We start from the raw sequence: 16174 nt of genomic DNA, 5'->3' as shown, positions 1-16174 counted from the left end.
GCGCATCGACATGTCGCTACGGGACGATGGAGCGGCAAGTTGTCAAGACAAAGTCTGCTAAGAGAGGTTCCGCGTGCGTCCCTGGATCGTTTGGGCCACCGGACTCCTGGCATACATCGTCGCCGTCCTCGACCGCACCACGCTCGGCGTCTCCGGCCTTGAGGCCGGCGACCGGTTCACCGCGGGCCCCGGCGTTCTGTCGTCGTTCGTCGTGCTGCAGATCGTCGTCTACGCGGGCGCGCAGGTGCCCGCGGGACTGCTGCTCGATCGCTTCGGCTCCAAGGTGCTGATTGTTTCTGGCGCGACGCTGATGGCCGCTGGCCAGCTGACGCTAGCGTTCACCGAGGCGCTGCCCGCCGCGATCGCCGCCCGCGCGGTGGTCGGGCTCGGCGACGCGGTCACGTTCATCTCGGTGCTGAGGCTGGTGCCGCACTGGTTCCGGCCGGACCAGGTTCCGTTGGTGACCCAGCTGACGGGCATCTGCGGCCAGCTCGGCCAAGTGCTCTCTGCGCTGCCGTTCCTGGCGCTGCTCGCGGGTGAGGGGTGGACCACGGCATATCTGTCGGTGGTCGCGCTCGGCGTCGTGTCGATCGCGCTGACGTTGGGCCTGGTCAAAAACACCCCGAACGGCAGGGCCGCCGGACCGCCGTCGACCTCCGTGCGCGAGATCCTGGTCAGCGTCAAAACCGTCTGGCTGCGACCAGGGACCCGATTGGGCTTCTTCACCCACATGGGCACGCAATTCTCGGTGACCGTCTTCGCGCTGATGTGGGGCCTGCCCTATTTGACCGTCGGGCAAGGGCTTTCGGTTCACGTCGCGGGCATGCTGCTCACCCTTTCGGTCGCCGCGGCGATCCTGTCCGGAATCGTCATCGGCATCTTCACCGGACGACGGCCGCATCGACGGTCACGGCTGGTGCTGGCCATCATCGCGAGTAACGCCGCAGTCTGGACTGTCGTGCTGGCACTGCCGTCGGCCGCGCCGCTCTGGCTGCTGACGCTGCTCGTCATCGTCATCTCTGTCGGTGGCCCTGGTTCGATGGTCGGCTTCGACTTCGCGCGTACGTTCAATCCGAGCGCCACACTCGGCACCGCCCAGGGCATGGTCAACATGGGTGGCTTCCTGGCCTCCCTGCTGGTGATGCAGGCGATGGGCCTGGTGATCGGGGTGGTGGGCGGCTATTCGTTCGACTCGTTCCGGCTCGCGTGGACGGTTCAGTACGCGATCTGGGCGATAGCGACGGTCGGCATTCTGATCACCCGTAAGAAGGCGCGCAAACAGTTGCGGGAGGAACGAAAGCTGTTGGAGGGCTTCGAGCCTCACCCGACGGCGCCCGCGGCAACGGGGTAACGGCTACCTGTTGCGGCTGGTGACCCGCCGGTTGGCCTTCTTGATCGCGTTCACCAACTGGATTTTGCTCATGGTCGATCGACCCGAAATGTCCAGGCGCCGTGCGATGCCCATCAGGTGCGCCTTCGAGGCATTGGCATCGACGCCTTCTGCCGACGTGCCTGAGGGATTCGGGCCACCGCTGCGCGCTCGCGTGTCAGACGGGCCCTTTTGAACCTTCGGCTCCCAGTGGTCGCCGACTTTCTCGAAGCTGTGCTTCAGCGCGTCGTAGGCGACCCGGTAGGCCCGCTCGCCTTCGCCGTACTGCTCGAGGGCCGCATCATGGACTTTGGCGAAGGTCCGCTGCGCCTTCGCGGACGACTTGCGCAGTGTGCTCGGCAACTCGCTCGCCTTGGCGGTGCCCCGTGACGTGGTCTTCGGCATGGCGTGCTCCTGCGTCGTGGCCAGAGGTGTGAACCGCCGAAGTCGCGAGGTTGGTTCGTCGATCCCAGATGAGTGACAGCCGCTTTCTTGACCAGACGACTCGAGTGCTCGCCCTCGCGAGACAATGGTGCCGGTTGCAATCCCGCGCGACTTCGGACGGCTACGAGGTGGATGTACCCGGCCCGTCGGCCGCTAAACGGGCAGCGATGGCTTCCTCGGCGTGCCGATAACCGAGCAGCTCGTAGCCCACCACGGTCACCGCAGGCGCCAGCATGACGATCATCAGCGCGTTGGCCATCGACATGCCCCAGCCGACGAGCAGCACCGCCGCCACCAGCACCGCGACGGTGAGCACGACGAGGAGCAGGTGGAAGGCGTCCCGCACCCGGACCAAAGAGGCGTAGAGCAGATAAACGGCGGCGATGTAGATCGCCACCGGCACCGCCACCGAGAGCACGGTGGCAGGCGCATCGAGCTTCGAGTGGTGCTCGACGTAGTAGGCGGCGGCGTGCAGGCCGGCGCCCGTACCCACGATCGCCCCGAACACCACGATGTGCAGGTAGCCGAACCGGAAGGACAGCTCGCGACGAGCGTGCAGCAGCTGTGATTGCGGCACGATGAAGTACACCCACCACATGCCGAACGTCAGACCGGTGCCTGCGACCGCGACCAGGACGGCGGCCACACTCCAGCCCTGCGCCGAGACGACCGCCGACAGCGAGGCGACGGTGCCAACGACACCCTCACCGAGCGCGATGATCGTGAGCAGTGAATAGCGTTCGGCGATGTGATGGGCGTGCCACGGTGTGCCGCCCATGCGCCGTTCGGCCAGCCACGGCCCGAACATCTCGAAGGCGACCAACATCGCCGCCCACACGAACGTGGTGACGATCGACGTGCTGACCGGGATCATCGCGATCCAGCCGATCTGCGCGACGGTGACGACGGTGGCGTAGGTCAGGCATGCCGCTCGCCGCTGCGGGTCCTGCCTTGCCGCACGTAACCACTGCGCCACCAGGGCAATTCGCATCACCACGTAGCCGGCGACCATCACCCGGTTGTCGACGTCGCCGCCTTCGGCGATCGAGGCGTACATCGCGGGCAGACCCAGCGCGAGGATGATGACGCCGACCATCTGCAGCATCGTTGTCAGCCGGTAGATCCAGTCGTCGGTGTCGTAGGCCGAGGCGAACCAGCTGAAGTTGATCCACGCCCAGCAGATGGAGAACGTCGCGAACGCGAAGGCGGCCAGCCCCGTCCCGACGTGGTCTTCTGCGAGTTGATGGGCAAACTCAGAGGCCGCGATGCCGAACCCGATCACGAACGTGAGGTCGAACAGCAGCTCCAGCGGTGTCGCGGACCGATGCACCTCGTGGGGATCACGGCCGGACATCCTGCGGACGCGGTGCACCTCGACCTTTTCGGGCCGGTGCGACTCAACCTCACTCATGACCTGCAGAGTTTGCCCAGCCGTAGCGGCGCTGTCCAGGCGCCCCCGGTTACATTTGCTCGATGGCCGGACAGAAGAAGCTGGTGATCGGCGCCAGCGGGTTCCTCGGCTCGCACGTCAGCCGGGCCCTTGTCGAGCGCGGCGACGACGTCCGCGTGCTGATCCGGACCACGAGCTCGACGGCGGCCATCGACGACCTGAACGTCGAACGCTGCTACGGCGACATCTTCGACGACGCCGCGTTGGCCGCCGCCATGACGGGCTGCGACGACGTCTTCTACTGCGCGGTGGACACCCGCGCGTGGCTGCGCGACCCGACTCCGCTGTTTCGCACCAATGTCGAAGGGCTGCGGCATGTTCTGGATGCGGCGGTCGCTGCCGACCTGCATCGCTTCGTGTTCACCAGCTCGTTCACCACGATCGGTCTGCGCGACGACGGTCCTGCGACGGAGGCGGACGCGTTCAACTGGGGCGAAAGGGCGGGCGGCTACATTCGCTCGCGCGTCGAGGCCGAGAACCTCGTGTTGCGCTACGCGCGGGAGAAGGGCCTGCCCGCCGTCGCCATGTGCGTGTCGAACACCTACGGCCCCGGTGATTTCGGCCCGACACCGCACGGCATGTTCGTATCGGCCGCCGCGAGCGGCAAGGTGCCGTTCTACGTCGAGGGGGTCGCAAACGAAGTGGTCGGCATCGAGGATGCCGCCGACGCGCTGGTGCTGGCCGCTGAGAAGGGCCGCAACGGTGAGCGCTACATCGTCTCCGAGCGCATGCTCAGTGCCCGCGAGCTGGCTGAGACCGCCGCCGCCGCGGTGAGTGCGCGCCCGCCGAAATTCGGTGTCCCCCTTCGTGTCATGTACGCACTGGGATATTTTGGCGACGTCATGCGGACGGTGCTGCGGCTCGATATGAAGCTGTGCAGCCAAAGCGTGCGGCTGCTGAACGTCATGCCGCCGATGGATCATGGCAAGGCCGAGCGGGAATTGGGCTGGCGGCCCGCGCCGGTGCACGACGCGATCCGTCGCGCCGCGGTCTTCTACTTGGAGCTTCGACGAAACAGGTAGTCGACTACGCATGCCACCGCGACCCGGGCTTCGCATCATCAACTGCAGAAGCCGGTCAGGCGGAAGGCAGGTCGCGATGTCCGAACAGTTCACGGTCACGATGCTTGGTGGCTTCGAGGTCTACCGCGACGGGCAGCTGCTCGACCTGCCGCCCTCGTGCCAGCGTCTGGTCGCGCTTGTCGCGCTGAAACGCAGAGCTGTGCCCCGTAGCTGGACGTGCCGAACACTGTGGCCGACGACGCGGCCGGACCGGGCGACGGCCCGGTTGCGCACCACGCTGTGGCGGCTGCGGCCGATGGGCGCCGACACCCTGATGGTTGTCACGCCGCAATCGATCGCCCTCGCACCCGACGTCTCGGTGGACTGGTATGAATCGGTGGATCTGATCGGGCAGCTGGTGGGTCATTCCGAACGGGCGCATCCGGACCGCGACCTCACCGCCGAGCTGCTCCCCCTGTTGCGGGAGGGCGCCCTGCTGGACGGATGGACCGACGACTGGAACGCCCACGCCCGCGCGACCTACCGCCAGCTGCGACTCGACGCACTCGACGCACTCATGGGTTCGCGCGAATAAGACAGGTAGTGCACTACGCGCGCGTGTCGCTGTGAACGATTCCTAGGCTTTCATCGTCAAATAGATACACACGACAGAGATTGGACGAGAGCCATGAACGCCCTACTCGTGATCTTGAGCCTGGCGGCGCCGATCGCCGCGCTCGGCGTCCACGAGTTGCAGGCGCGGCTCGAACGCTGGGACTACGAGCGGCACGCAGAGGACTAGCACTAGCCTTTCCCGGGTGGACGAACTCACCGACGACGTTATCGCTTTCATTTCTGACGGCACCCGGACCGGGAAGCTCGGCTACACGGCGTCCGACGGCCGCCCGCTGGTGGCACCCGTCTGGTTCGTCGTCGACAACGGCGAACTGGCCTTCAACACCGGCAAGGACACCGCCAAAGGCCGTGCACTGGCCCGTGACTCGCGAGCGGTGATCTGCGTGGACGACCAGCGGCCGCCGTATGCCTTCGTGCAGGTGCAGGGCACCGTGACGATCAGCGAGGATCCGGCCGACCTGGTCGACATCGCGACGCGGACCGGCGCCCGGTACATGGGTGCCGACCGTGCCGACGAATACGGCCGCCGCAACGGCGTGCCGGGCGAGCTGGTGGTCCGGCTGCGGCCGACCAAGGTACTCAAGGCGTTCAACCTGGCTGAATAGTCCGTCGCGCGACGATGCCGGGCCAGGGATCAGGACGGTGGCCGGCACCATGCTTTACACAATGAACTAGGTTTGTCAGTCATGAACGGTTACGCCCACGACACTGCGCTGTTGATTCTTCGCGTGTGCCTCGGCCTCACCATGGCGGCACACGGATACAACAAATTCTTTGGTGGCGGCCGGATACCCGGCACCGCGGGTTGGTTCGAGAGCATCGGAATGAAGCCCGGCGTGTTGCACGCCCGCATCGCGGCGACCACCGAGATGGCGGCGGGCCTTGGGCTGGCCGTCGGGCTGCTCACCCCGATCCCTGCCGCGGGTTTCGTCGCGCTTATGTTGGTGGCGGCGTGGACGGTGCACCGCCCGAACGGCTTCTTCATCGTCAAAGAGGGGTGGGAGTACAACCTGATCCTCGCGGTCAGTGCGGTCGCGCTGGCCGGGCTCGGCGCAGGCCGGTTCAGCCTGGATCACGCACTGTTCTCCGGCACCGGTATCTACGACTTTCTGCACGGCTGGTGGGGATTGCTGATCGCGGCCGGGCTGGGCCTGGCCGGTGGCATCGGTCAGCTCGTGCTCTTCTACCGGCCACCACAACCGGCCGACGCTAACTGACCCGTCCCCCGATGATGGTGGTGGCGACCATGTCGGACGCCAGCGTCTCCACATCGGCGCCCGGCGTCAACACGATGAGGTCGCCCGGCTGACCGACGTCGACGGTGCGGGGCACCGACGGGCGGTCAGGGTGACCGAGAAACAGTCGCAGCGCCTCCTGCGCGGAGATCCGCTCGTCGAGGCCGAGGACCTCTCCCCCCGGGGTGCTGCGATGAACCGCGGCTCGCATCGCTGACCACGGGTCCATCCCCCCGAACGGTGCGTCGGTGCTCGCGGCCAACGGGATGCCTGCGCGTAGAAGCGATGCCACCCGCCACAGCTGGGGATGATCGTCGGTCGGCACGTCGCGCAGATAGTGTTCGCCTCGTTCGGCGACAAAGTTCGGCTGGGTGACGACGGTGACCCCGGCCTCGGCCAGGTCGGCGATCATGTCGTCGGGGACGACGGCCGCGTGTTCGATGCGGTCCTGCGGGTGAATGCCCGCCGACCGCAAGGCGGTGAGCGCGACGACCAGTTGGGCGAGGGTGACACAGTGCAACGCCACCGGCACATCGCCGTCGTGGTGATCGCCAACCCAACCGATGAGCTCGTCGACGTCGAGCCGGTCGTCGTGCAGGATTCGCTTACCGGGCGCAAGGAAATGCAGCCGTTGCGGAATCTCGCCGCGCTTGTGCGCCAGTGAGAGTGTCACCACGTCGTCGGCAGTGAGATCCGGTGTGGCATCGGTGATTCCGGTGACGCCGTAGCCGGCCAGCCGGTGGGTGATATCGGCGAGCGCGGTCACTCGGCGTGGAAGCGCGTCCGCCCAGTCGTCGGCGCTGTGCAGCCTGCCGTCCGGATGATCGGCCAGCCCGACGCGGGTCAGCGCGGCCGAGTTCAGGATCCACATCGCGCCGCTGCGGTGCTGGATGCGCACCGGTGCGCCGGCGACGAGGGTGTCGAGCTGTTCGCGGTCGAGCTCACCTGCGACCGAGGCGTGGTACCCGATGGCGCGGATCCAGCCGTCTGGCCCAGGCTCGGCGAATTTCAATGCCTGCGCCAGTTGCGCTTTCGTCCGGACGTCCGGCGGCCCGACCACGAGGGAGTCCAGTGCAGCGGCCATCGCCCGCAGGTGCAGGTGATGGTCGTGCAGCCCGGGCAGCACGACAGCGGCGTCGGCATCGATCGCCTGCTCGGCGTCCAGCGGGTCGAGCCGGTCGGCCACTTCGACAATGCGCTCGTCGACCCGGATGTCGACGACCCGATCGTCCGGCAAGCGGGCGCGGCGTATCAGCATGTGGCGAGCCTGGCCTCGATGAGCTCGCGCACGCGCCGGTTGTCCGCGCCGAGCTCGGGTGCATGCACCTGCGGCGGGTCGGGGATCCGCGGTGGCTCAGCGCTTTTCGATCCGTCGGTGAGCGGCAACGCGGCATAGTCGGCGGCCACCCCCGCGAGGGCGGTCTCCACGATCTCGCCGCCGCCACGCCCGAGCGAATCGAGCACGGCACGGGTTGCCGCCAAGCCGGTCAGCGGGTCGGCGATCGCATCTCCGATGAATTCGACGCCATCGCCGACGAGACCGCCTGCAACAGCGGCATCGTCGCCGAAGGCGACCCGGTCGGCGCGCTCCCCTTCGGTGCCGTATCCGGTGATCCGCAGCCAGATCCGGCCGTCGCGACCCCGCACCTGATCGGGACCGAGACCACGCCGGATCAGCGCGGCGGGTCGCGATCCCTCGATCACCACGTCGGCGGCCGCCAGCAGTGGGCGCAGGTCATCGTCGCGGAAATCGATGGCATAGGACAACTTTGCCGCGTTCATCCAGTCGAAGAATCGGGGGTCTCCCTGCCGGGTGCCGTCGGGCCTGCCGCGGCCCTCCACCTTGACGACAGTCGCCCCGGCCGCAGCGAGTAGGCGCCCGCACAGCGGGCCCGCCCACATCGACGAGAGGTCGGCCACCAGGAGTTCGGGTACCGCCCGTGCCGCGCAGTGCCAGGTAGGCACGAATCGCGTTGGCGTGGAATCGACTTCACCGAGTACCGCGGCAGGCAGGTCGAGCATCCGTGCCCGTGCGACGAACTCGTCGGCAGCCCGGACCGCAGCCGCGGCGGCCAACGCCGCCCACACGTCGGTTGGTTGTTCGGCCAGTTCGAGAAGTGCGGGAACCGCCTCGATGTCGTCGGCGCGCGACAACGTGACAGCACACCAGCCGTCCCTGGTGGCCAGCAGCCGCGTCGAACCGCCTGCCGAGATTCGCCCGGCCGGCGCCAGCCGGAGCAGTCCCGCTCGCCCGGTGAGGAGCTCGTCGGCATCGACGCTCACGGCGCCACCGAGGTCCGCCGCACTGCGGCCGATGCCGTCGGCTACCCGCCGCGCACGGGCGAACACGGCGTCGGGGATGCCCAACGAGCCCACCACGCCATTCTGCATCGGTCTATGCCAATTCGATCGCATCTACCAAACCCCAGTCGAGCGCGGTGCGCGCGTCGATCGTGCGGCCGGACATCACCAGGTACGCCGTGCGCCACCGGCCGATTCGTCGCGGCACGCTGACGGTTCCCCCCGCTCCGGGGATCAGTCCGAGGCTCATCTCGGGCAGGCCGAGCACCGAATCGCGGTGCGCCTCCACCCAGCCGCAGAATGCAGCCATCTCCAGCCCGCTGCCCAGCACCTGGCCGTGCACCCGCGCGCGGCAGCGCATGCCGAGCCTCGCGGTGAGTTCATCGAGGATCAGGGCCGGGCTGTGCCGGACGCGTGCGATGTGCGCGCTGGCCGGGTCGGTGAACGAGCCGAACTCGGCGAGGTCGCCGCCGCTGCAGAACGACGGCCCGTTGCCGGACAGGATCACCTCGTCGACCGACGGGTCGTGACGGGCAATGTCGAGTGCCTCGAGCAGCGCCGCACGGGCATCGTTGGAGAAGGCGTTGTGCCTCGCCTGCCTGTTGAACCGGATGTGCAGCGTGTCGCCGTCCCGCTCGGCCACCACAGGGTCCGGCAAGACCGGCGCCGTTGCGGGTCCGCGCTGCTGCAGCCACGCCGCGAACTCGCCACCCGACTGCAGCGTCGAGTACGCGAGCGATTCCGTGATCACCCCCGCGAGCGCAGGCGCGGCCGGATCGACCGACCGCAATACCTCGTCGCACACGGTCGCGGCCTGCGGCCACATCTCGAACCGGGTGGTCAGCTCTGTGACCGCGGCCGCCGCCGATGCGACGGTGATGACCCGTCGATCGGAGACTTTGTCCTCGGTCAGGGCGAAGGTGGCGTGCTCGACCCACGGCTGGGCGGCCGGTGACGCGATGTCGGCGGTGGATCCGACCGCCACGACCACCCCGGTCGGGGCAGGCGAACCGGTCGGCGGGTCGCCGAGGTCAATGACGAGCACGGCCCCGCACGGCGCTACACCGGGTCGAAGGACGAGATGAGCCAGCCGCCGTCGACCTTCTGCATGGTGACCCGCACAGCGCTGTTGATGAAGCTAGCGTCGGGCCGGTCCTTGCTTTCGGTGGTCTGGTTGATGAACACCAGAACCACTGCCGTATCGGGGTGAATCTCCGAAACCGCGGCCCGGACCACCGCCGCCTCCGTCTTCACGGCTTTCTGCTTGGCCGCCGGCGCCACGATCTGCTCGGTGAACTGGGTGTAGTAGGACAAGAAGCTGCCGGTGAGCTTGCTCTTGGCGGTCGCGAAGTCCTTGTCGAGGCTGTCCGGCGAGTACGACAGCAGCGCGACGGTGCCGTCGGATGCCGCCTTGATCGCGGAATCGGCGGCGGCGGTGTCGGTCTCGCGGTCCGGCTGGTATACGAAGAAGAACGTCCACGCCGCCAGGCCTGCGGCCGCGACGAGCGCCAACGCCAGCGCGATGGTCGCCCACTGCTTCCTGGCGCCCTGCCTGACCCGGCCGACCAGGTCGCGTTTCGGCTTTGGCGTCGCCTTTGCCGTCTCGATGGCTTCTGCCTCGGTGGCTGTTGACGTGGGCTCGTCGCTGTCGGTCACAGCGACGTCGGGGGCGTCCTGCTCAGCGCTCACGGTACGAACTCAACTTTCGCCAGCTTCAACTGTCCGCCGTCTCGGGCCAGGTCCACGCTGAGCCGCCACGCTCGGGGCTCCTGCTTGGCGCCCGCGGCGTTGGTGACGCGCGACGTGGCCGCGACGAGAACGGTCGCGGTGTCGTTGGTCATCGACTCGACGGCGGTTGCGGTCACATTGGTCTCGGTGATCGCTTTGGAATCGGTGGCCACCTTGACGAAATCGTCTCTCGTGTTCTCGAAGTCGGTCTTGAACTGGCCGGTCGAGTTGTCGATGATGCGCTGAACGTCTTCCTTGGCCCTGTTGTAGTCCAGCGACATCAGCGTCACGACGGACTGCCGAGCGGCGGCCGCGAACTCGGCCCTGCGTTGTTGCTCGGCCTGCGCCTTCTTGTGACCCATGAACATCCAGCCGGAAACGGCGAGCAGGGCGGCGATGATGAGGATGGTCAGTGCGGCCGCGACAGCCTTCCACGACGGCAGCGGTATCCGCACGCCTCGACGCTCGGCGCCGGCGGAGTCCTTCACGGATTCCTCGGCGACGGCGCCGCCTTCCTTATTTTCTTCGTCTGCGTCGTCGTCTTGCTCGGTGTCGTCGTCGGACTGCGCGACCGTCTCTGTCGCCTTGACGGTCTCTGTCGCCTTGACGGTCTCTGCCGCCTTGGCGGCCTCGGCCTCGGCTTCCCGGCGCAGCCGCAGGGCTTTCGCTCGCGCACGCGCAGCGGCAGCGGCGGCTTCGGCCTCTGCGGCCTCGGCCTCCGCCTCTTCCGCGAGGGCGAGCGCGTCGACGGCGGCCGAATCCGGCTCCTCAGCCGAGTCGTCGATGTGGTCGCCGTTGAGTTCCGGCGGAGTTTGCTTCCGGGACCGCATGCAACCTCCTGTCCGGTAAGCACTTTGTTCAATGAGAATGGCGTTTGCTATTTCGGTATCGCCGCGACGATACATGATGCGCAAGGCGGCAAATTTTAAGCATGTCCTGCGGAAATGCTATTTACGCGCTGTGCGGGCGCTTGGGCTATCTCCCGATCAGTTGGTCCTTCATCACTTTGCCTGTCGCATTCAGCGGCAGCTCGTCCAGAAACTCTACGTACCGCGGCACCTTGAAACCAGCCATCCGGTCCCTGCTCCACGACACGACTTCTTCGGCCGTCAACGTGTCCCCCTGGCCACCCTTGAGCACCACGAATGCCTTGCCGACCTGTCCTAGGCGGTCGTCGGGCACACCGATGACCGCCGCCTGCGCGACAGCGGGATGCTCGAGCAGGAAACCCTCGATCTCGGCGGGGTAGGCGTTGAAGCCGCCGACGATGAACATGTCCTTTTTGCGGCCCACGATCAGCAGCCTGCCGTCGTCGTTGAACCTGCCGAGGTCACCGGTGTACAGCCAGCCGTCGTCGTCGATCGCTTCTGCTGTGGCGACCGGATCGTCAAGATAACCCTGCATGACGCTGTAGCCGCGGACAAGCACCTCGCCGTCGTCGGCGATACGCACCTCTACCCCGTCGCACGGCACGCCCGCGGTGGTGGCGATATCGGTGAACGAGTCGCCCGGCCGCGACAGCGTCACGGTGCCCGCTTCGGTCAGGCCGTAGCCGGTCGCCAGCGTCTGGAACGGCAGCTCCTCGTGCACCCGTCGGATCAGCTCGACCGGAATGTCCGCCGACCCGGTCACCCCGGCCCGCAGCGTCTTCAGCTTGCTCTTGTCCTCGACGCCCAGCAGTGAGTGATACAGCGTGGGCGGCCCGGGCAGCATCGTGATTTGTTCGGCCGCAATCAGTTCCACTACGCGGTCGACGTCGAACACGGGAACCGGAACCATGGTCGCGCCGCGGGTGAACGACGCGATCAGCCCCGCCTTGAACCCGAAGGTGTGGAAGTACGGGTTGATCATGAGATAGCGGTCGCCTTCGCGCAGGTCGGCCAGCTCACACCATTCGGCGTACAGGCGAAGGTTCTGACGGTGATTCATCATCACACCTTTGGGCCTGCCGGTGGTGCCCGATGTGTAGATGATGTCGGAGATGTCGGTGCCGCCCACCTCGTTCGCGAAAGGCGAACCGCTGGAGAGGAAGTCGGACTTCAAATCGATCACCGGCACACCCGAAGGGGCGGCGTAGTCCTGGTCGAGGAAGCCCTTTTGGATCAGTACCGCCTTGGCGCCGCTGCGACCGATGATGTCGGCGGCCTCCTCCGCCTTGAACCGCGTGTTGACGGGAACGAGCACGCCGCCCGCGGTGAGCAGACCGAACGCCGCGATCATCCACTCCGCAGAGTTGGGCGCCCAGACGGCGACCCGCTCCCCCTTGGCGATGCCGAGGTCCCTGAATGCCCCTGCGGCGCACCGAATCCGGTCGACGACCTCGGCGAAGGACAACCGCAGCGGACCGTCGACGACCGCCTCCGCATCGCCGAAGCGGTCGGCCGCACTCAGGACCATCTCGGGGATGGTCTGCCAGCGTTGGCCGTCGCCGCGCGTCACACCGTGACTAGGCGGCCCAGGTTGCCGCCCATGATCTTCGCCTGATCCTCCAGTGAGAGGTGCTCGAGCGCGGTCACGTAGTGGGTCGGCTCTGCCAAACCCTCAGGATGCGGCCAGTCGGATCCGTAGAGCACCTGGTCAACGCCGATCAGGTTGATCAGATCGTCGATGCCCTCCTCGTAGAACGGGCTGACATAGATGCGGTTCTTGATCTCCTCGATCGGGTTGCCCGCGAAGGCTTCCGGAGCCTTCTTCCACACCTCGGCCATGGAGTCCAGCAGCGGGAACATCCACTTCGACCCGGCCTCGACGATGCCCACCTTCAGCTTCGGGAACCGGAAGAGCGCGCCGTGGATCACCCACGAGGCGACCGCGTCCTGGATCGGACGCCACTCGTTGAGGATCGACATGGCGTTGGTCTGGAACGGCAGCATCTCCTGGGCGGCGCCGTCCCACTCGGAGGTGTAGCGAGAGTAACCGCTGTCCGACGAGTGCATGCCGATGAAGACGTCGTACTCGACGCACCGCTCCCAGAACGGGTCGAACTCGGGCAGCGCGAACGACCGCGGGCCGCGGAAGCCGGGCACCGGCGCAGGGCGGATCAGAATCGCGCGGGCACCGCGCTTGACACACCATTCCAGCTCCTCGATCGCCTTCTCGACGATGGGCAGGGTGATCACCGGCGTGGTGAAGATGCGGTTCTGGTAGTTGAAGCCCCACACTTCGTCGAGCCACTGGTTGAGCGCGTGAATGAGGACGTGGATGGCGACCGGGTCGTCGCTGAGGCGCTCCTCGATCAGGCTGGCCAGCGTCGGGAACATCAGCGAGCGCTCGATGCCCAGCTCGTCCATCTTCTCGATGCGGGGAGCGGGCTCGAAAAACGCCGGGATCGCCCTCATCGGCTCACCGAACAGCTCGCGCTTGCTCTTACCGTCGGGGTTGCCGAACTTGAAGTACTCCTCCCAGGCGCCGGGCCTTGCGACCACCGAGAAGGTGGGGTTGGGAATGTAGTTGCTGATCAGGCCCTTCAGCGCGATCTTCGTGCGGCCGTTGATCTCCACGTACTGGACGACGTCCTTGTACTCCTTGGGTAGGTACTTGGTCATCGCCTCCGGCGGCTCGTAGAGGTGGTTGTCCGCGTCGAACAGCGGAAACGGTATATCGACGCGATGCGAAAGCTGCCCCATGAAACACTCCTTATCGTCTTGAGAGAATCCTATTCTCACTACTTGCTCAACGCAATGTGCTGGCGCACGAGAAACTTCTGCACCTTGCCGCTCGCGGTGCGGGGGTAGTCGTCGACTTCATGTAACTCCTCGGGCCATTTCTGCTTCGCAACGCCGATCCGCGCGAAGTGCTCGTGCACCTCGGCCATCGTCGGCATGCTCTGCCCCGGCTTGACCCGCAGGACGGCGGCTGCGCGCTCGCCGAGCCTGGCGTCGGGCGCGGACACCACGACGGCTTCCGCGACGGTGGGCATCGTCAGCAGCAGCTCCTCGACCTCGAGAGCGCTGATGTTCTCACCGCCGCGGATGATGACGTCGGCCTTGCGGTCGGTGATGGTCAGGTACCCGTCGTCGTCGAGCACACCGACATCGCCGGTGCGATACCAGCCGTCGTCGTCGAAGGCCTGCTCCGTCAACGCGTCGTCGGTGTAGCCCAGGCACAAATCGGGTCCGCGACTGTAGATCTCGCCGTCGGGCCCGAGCCGGACCTCCACCCCCGGTCGGGCATTGCCGTCGGTGTAGAGCCGCTTGTCCTCTGGCGCATCGCGACACGATCCCGTGATCGACGGATGCTCGGAACTTCCGTAGGACCGGAATACGAAGATCCCCATGTCGGCCAGCCTGCGGGTGACCGCGTTGGGCACCGTCGACCCGCCGAAGCCGACGGTTTTGAAGTGCGCCATGTGTTCGGGAGTGCAGTCGGGATGGTCCATCAGGCTGGTGACGAAGTACGGCGGGCCGCCGCCGATCGACAGGCCGTGGGTCTCGATGAGCTTGAGCACGTTGCCCGGATCCCACACGTCGGCAAGATCGATCGCCGCGCCTTCGAGCACCGGGATGAGAAACGCGCCCAGCATGCCGATGAAGTGACCGACGGGCGTTGCGGTGAGCTGCCTTCCGCGGTCCGGCGGGTAGTTCGCATGCAGCTGGCGGGTCTCGAAGCCGAGCGTCTGATGGCTGTGGATGACGCCCTTCGGGTCGCTTGTCGTGCCCGAGGTGAAGGCGATCAGCGCTGGGCTGGCCGGATCGGCGGGAATGGTGCCCGCCAGCGGCTCATCGGCCAGCAACTCGTCGAATGTGCTACCGACCAACCCGACGATCGGCACGTCCGCGCACAGGTCCGGTTGGTATTTCATCCGCCCGAACTCCTCGGCGGTGATGAACACCTTCGGCCGGGCGGTTTTCATGATGTGGGTCAGTTCTTTCCGGCCGTAGAAGTGCACGATCGGCACCACGACCGCACCGAGGAACGCCGATGCCCAAAATGCCGCCGCGGCCTCCATCCAGTTCGGCAGCTGCAACGCCACCACATCACCCGGCCCGACGTCGCGCCGGCGCAGCCCCTCAGCCAGCCTGCGCGCCCGCAGTTCGACGTCGGCGAACGTGCCCTCGAAGGGCCGCACGGCCGAGTGCACGACGAAGCCGGTTGCCGGGCTGGCGGCAAGGCCGTCGGCGATCAGATCGCCAAGTGTTTCGGGCCGCCACCACCCCTCGTCCTCATAGCGTTTGGTCAGCTCTACAGGGATTTTTCGCATCGCGCGCCGAGGCACCTCCGTTCAGTCGTGATGCTATTCTCCGCTAGAGAGAATGCCAATGCCGCAGATGGAGAACGACTCGTGGTCGACCTGGAGATGGATGAGGGTTTGGCGGTCATCACCATCGACCGCCCGCACGCCCGCAATGCCATCTCACTGGAGACGATGGACCAGTTCGACAAGGCGCTCGACGGGGCCGAGGGGGCGTCCGCACTGGCCATCACCGGCGCAGGCGATCGCGCATTCGTCTCGGGTGGCGATCTCAAGGAGCTCAGCGCACTTCGTACCGAACGCGAGGCAGGCGCGATGGCATGGCGGATGCGCTCGATCTGCGACCGCATCGCAGGCTTCAGCGGCCCGACCATCGCGGCGCTGAACGGGCACGCGCTCGGCGGCGGCGCCGAGGTGGCGGTGGCGGCCGACATCCGGCTGGCCGCCGACGACATCAAGATCGGGTTCAACCAGGTGACGCTCGAGATCATGCCCGCGTGGGGCGGCGCAGAGCGCCTCGTCGCGTTGGTCGGCTTCAGCAAGGCCCTGCTTCTTGCGGGTACGGGCATGATCCTGACCGCGCAGGAGGCGCAACGCAGCGGGCTGGTCGACCACCTGATCCCACGCGAGTCCTTCGCTGCCGAGTCGCGCAAGATCGCCAAGGCACTGGCCCACCGTCCCGCGGGCGAGATCAAGCGCGTGATGCGCGGCGTCACCACCACCGAGGCCGTCTCCGCCTTTGCGCGGTTGTGGGTTTCTGACGAGCACTGGACCGCCGCCGACAAGGTGATGAAGCGCGACAAGTAAGTCTCCTCGCGC

General features: G+C 66.8%; 16 protein-coding genes. 6 read left to right on the top strand and 10 right to left on the bottom strand.

Features of this window, described 5'->3' with window-relative positions:
• The first annotated feature begins 73 nt into the window (after window positions 1-73).
• Window positions 74-1351: an MFS transporter gene (locus D6M19_RS08150; RefSeq protein ID WP_123024680.1), complete on the top strand. Its 1278-nt coding sequence runs from the start codon at window positions 74-76 to the stop codon at window positions 1349-1351.
• A gap of 3 nt (window positions 1352-1354) precedes the next feature.
• On the opposite strand, the gene D6M19_RS08145 is transcribed toward D6M19_RS08150, so the two are convergent.
• Together D6M19_RS08145 and D6M19_RS08140 are read right to left on the bottom strand one after the other, a co-directional pair.
• A complete protein-coding gene (locus tag D6M19_RS08145) occupies window positions 1355-1774 on the bottom strand; it encodes a ChaB family protein (RefSeq protein ID WP_123024679.1) in 420 nt (139 codons plus the stop codon).
• A gap of 160 nt (window positions 1775-1934) precedes the next feature.
• Entirely contained in the window at window positions 1935-3224 is a 1290-nt protein-coding gene (locus tag D6M19_RS08140; protein ID WP_164478386.1) for a low temperature requirement protein A, read from the bottom strand.
• 62 nt (window positions 3225-3286) lie between these two features.
• Between D6M19_RS08140 and D6M19_RS08135 the strand changes: the two genes are divergently transcribed.
• From D6M19_RS08135 to D6M19_RS08120, 4 genes are all read left to right on the top strand, one after another.
• Window positions 3287-4285 (top strand): NAD-dependent epimerase/dehydratase family protein, encoded by a 999-nt coding sequence (locus D6M19_RS08135; protein WP_123024678.1) that lies wholly within the window; start codon window positions 3287-3289, stop codon window positions 4283-4285.
• A 76-nt stretch (window positions 4286-4361) separates the two neighbouring features.
• Window positions 4362-4859: an AfsR/SARP family transcriptional regulator gene (locus D6M19_RS08130; RefSeq protein WP_164478385.1), complete on the top strand. Its 498-nt coding sequence runs from the start codon at window positions 4362-4364 to the stop codon at window positions 4857-4859.
• A 223-nt stretch (window positions 4860-5082) separates the two neighbouring features.
• Window positions 5083-5505 carry a PPOX class F420-dependent oxidoreductase gene (locus D6M19_RS08125; protein WP_123024676.1) on the top strand — a complete coding sequence of 141 codons (423 nt, stop codon included), beginning with the start codon at window positions 5083-5085 and terminating at the stop codon, window positions 5503-5505.
• 81 nt (window positions 5506-5586) lie between these two features.
• Complete coding sequence (locus D6M19_RS08120; protein WP_123024675.1) at window positions 5587-6117, top strand: DoxX family protein; 531 nt, start codon at window positions 5587-5589, stop codon at window positions 6115-6117.
• Here D6M19_RS08120 and D6M19_RS08115 read toward each other — a convergent pair.
• The 8 genes from D6M19_RS08115 to D6M19_RS08080 all read right to left on the bottom strand — a co-directional run bounded on the left by D6M19_RS08115 (window position 6110) and on the right by D6M19_RS08080 (window position 15364).
• Window positions 6110-7393 (bottom strand): amidohydrolase family protein, encoded by a 1284-nt coding sequence (locus D6M19_RS08115; RefSeq protein WP_123024674.1) that lies wholly within the window; start codon window positions 7391-7393, stop codon window positions 6110-6112. The two genes, D6M19_RS08120 and D6M19_RS08115, sit on opposite strands and share 8 nt — an antisense overlap.
• Window positions 7387-8526, bottom strand: a complete 1140-nt coding sequence (locus tag D6M19_RS08110) for a CoA transferase (RefSeq protein WP_123024673.1) — start codon at window positions 8524-8526, stop codon at window positions 7387-7389. Before D6M19_RS08110 ends, D6M19_RS08115 begins: the two co-directional genes overlap by 7 nt.
• 4 nt (window positions 8527-8530) lie before the next feature.
• Window positions 8531-9481, bottom strand: a complete 951-nt coding sequence (locus D6M19_RS08105; protein ID WP_123024672.1) for an enoyl-CoA hydratase/isomerase family protein — start codon at window positions 9479-9481, stop codon at window positions 8531-8533.
• 14 nt (window positions 9482-9495) lie between these two features.
• Window positions 9496-10125 (bottom strand): Rv1363c family protein, encoded by a 630-nt coding sequence (locus D6M19_RS08100; RefSeq protein WP_234834752.1) that lies wholly within the window; start codon window positions 10123-10125, stop codon window positions 9496-9498.
• Window positions 10122-10994, bottom strand: coding sequence for an Rv1363c family protein (locus tag D6M19_RS08095; RefSeq protein WP_123024671.1), 873 nt, complete (start codon window positions 10992-10994; stop codon window positions 10122-10124). Before D6M19_RS08095 ends, D6M19_RS08100 begins: the two co-directional genes overlap by 4 nt.
• A gap of 145 nt (window positions 10995-11139) precedes the next feature.
• Window positions 11140-12603, bottom strand: coding sequence for a FadD3 family acyl-CoA ligase (locus D6M19_RS08090; RefSeq protein ID WP_268812304.1), 1464 nt, complete (start codon window positions 12601-12603; stop codon window positions 11140-11142).
• The gene (locus D6M19_RS08085) at window positions 12600-13790 is read right to left on the bottom strand and encodes an amidohydrolase family protein (RefSeq protein WP_123024670.1); all 1191 of its coding nucleotides are present in this window, start codon (window positions 13788-13790) and stop codon (window positions 12600-12602) included. Before D6M19_RS08085 ends, D6M19_RS08090 begins: the two co-directional genes overlap by 4 nt.
• Before the next feature lie 38 nt (window positions 13791-13828).
• Window positions 13829-15364 carry an AMP-binding protein gene (locus tag D6M19_RS08080; protein ID WP_123024669.1) on the bottom strand — a complete coding sequence of 512 codons (1536 nt, stop codon included), beginning with the start codon at window positions 15362-15364 and terminating at the stop codon, window positions 13829-13831.
• A gap of 81 nt (window positions 15365-15445) precedes the next feature.
• Here D6M19_RS08080 and D6M19_RS08075 point away from each other — a divergent pair, with 81 nt between their 5' ends.
• A complete protein-coding gene (locus D6M19_RS08075; RefSeq protein WP_164478384.1) occupies window positions 15446-16162 on the top strand; it encodes an enoyl-CoA hydratase/isomerase family protein in 717 nt (238 codons plus the stop codon).
• Window positions 16163-16174: the final 12 nt, after the last annotated feature.

This window comes from Mycolicibacterium stellerae (genome assembly GCF_003719305.1).
Lineage (GTDB): Bacteria > Actinomycetota > Actinomycetes > Mycobacteriales > Mycobacteriaceae > Mycobacterium > Mycobacterium stellerae.
The sequence above is the reverse complement of the archived record's forward strand: the minus strand, read 5'-3'. Positions and strand labels throughout refer to the sequence as shown.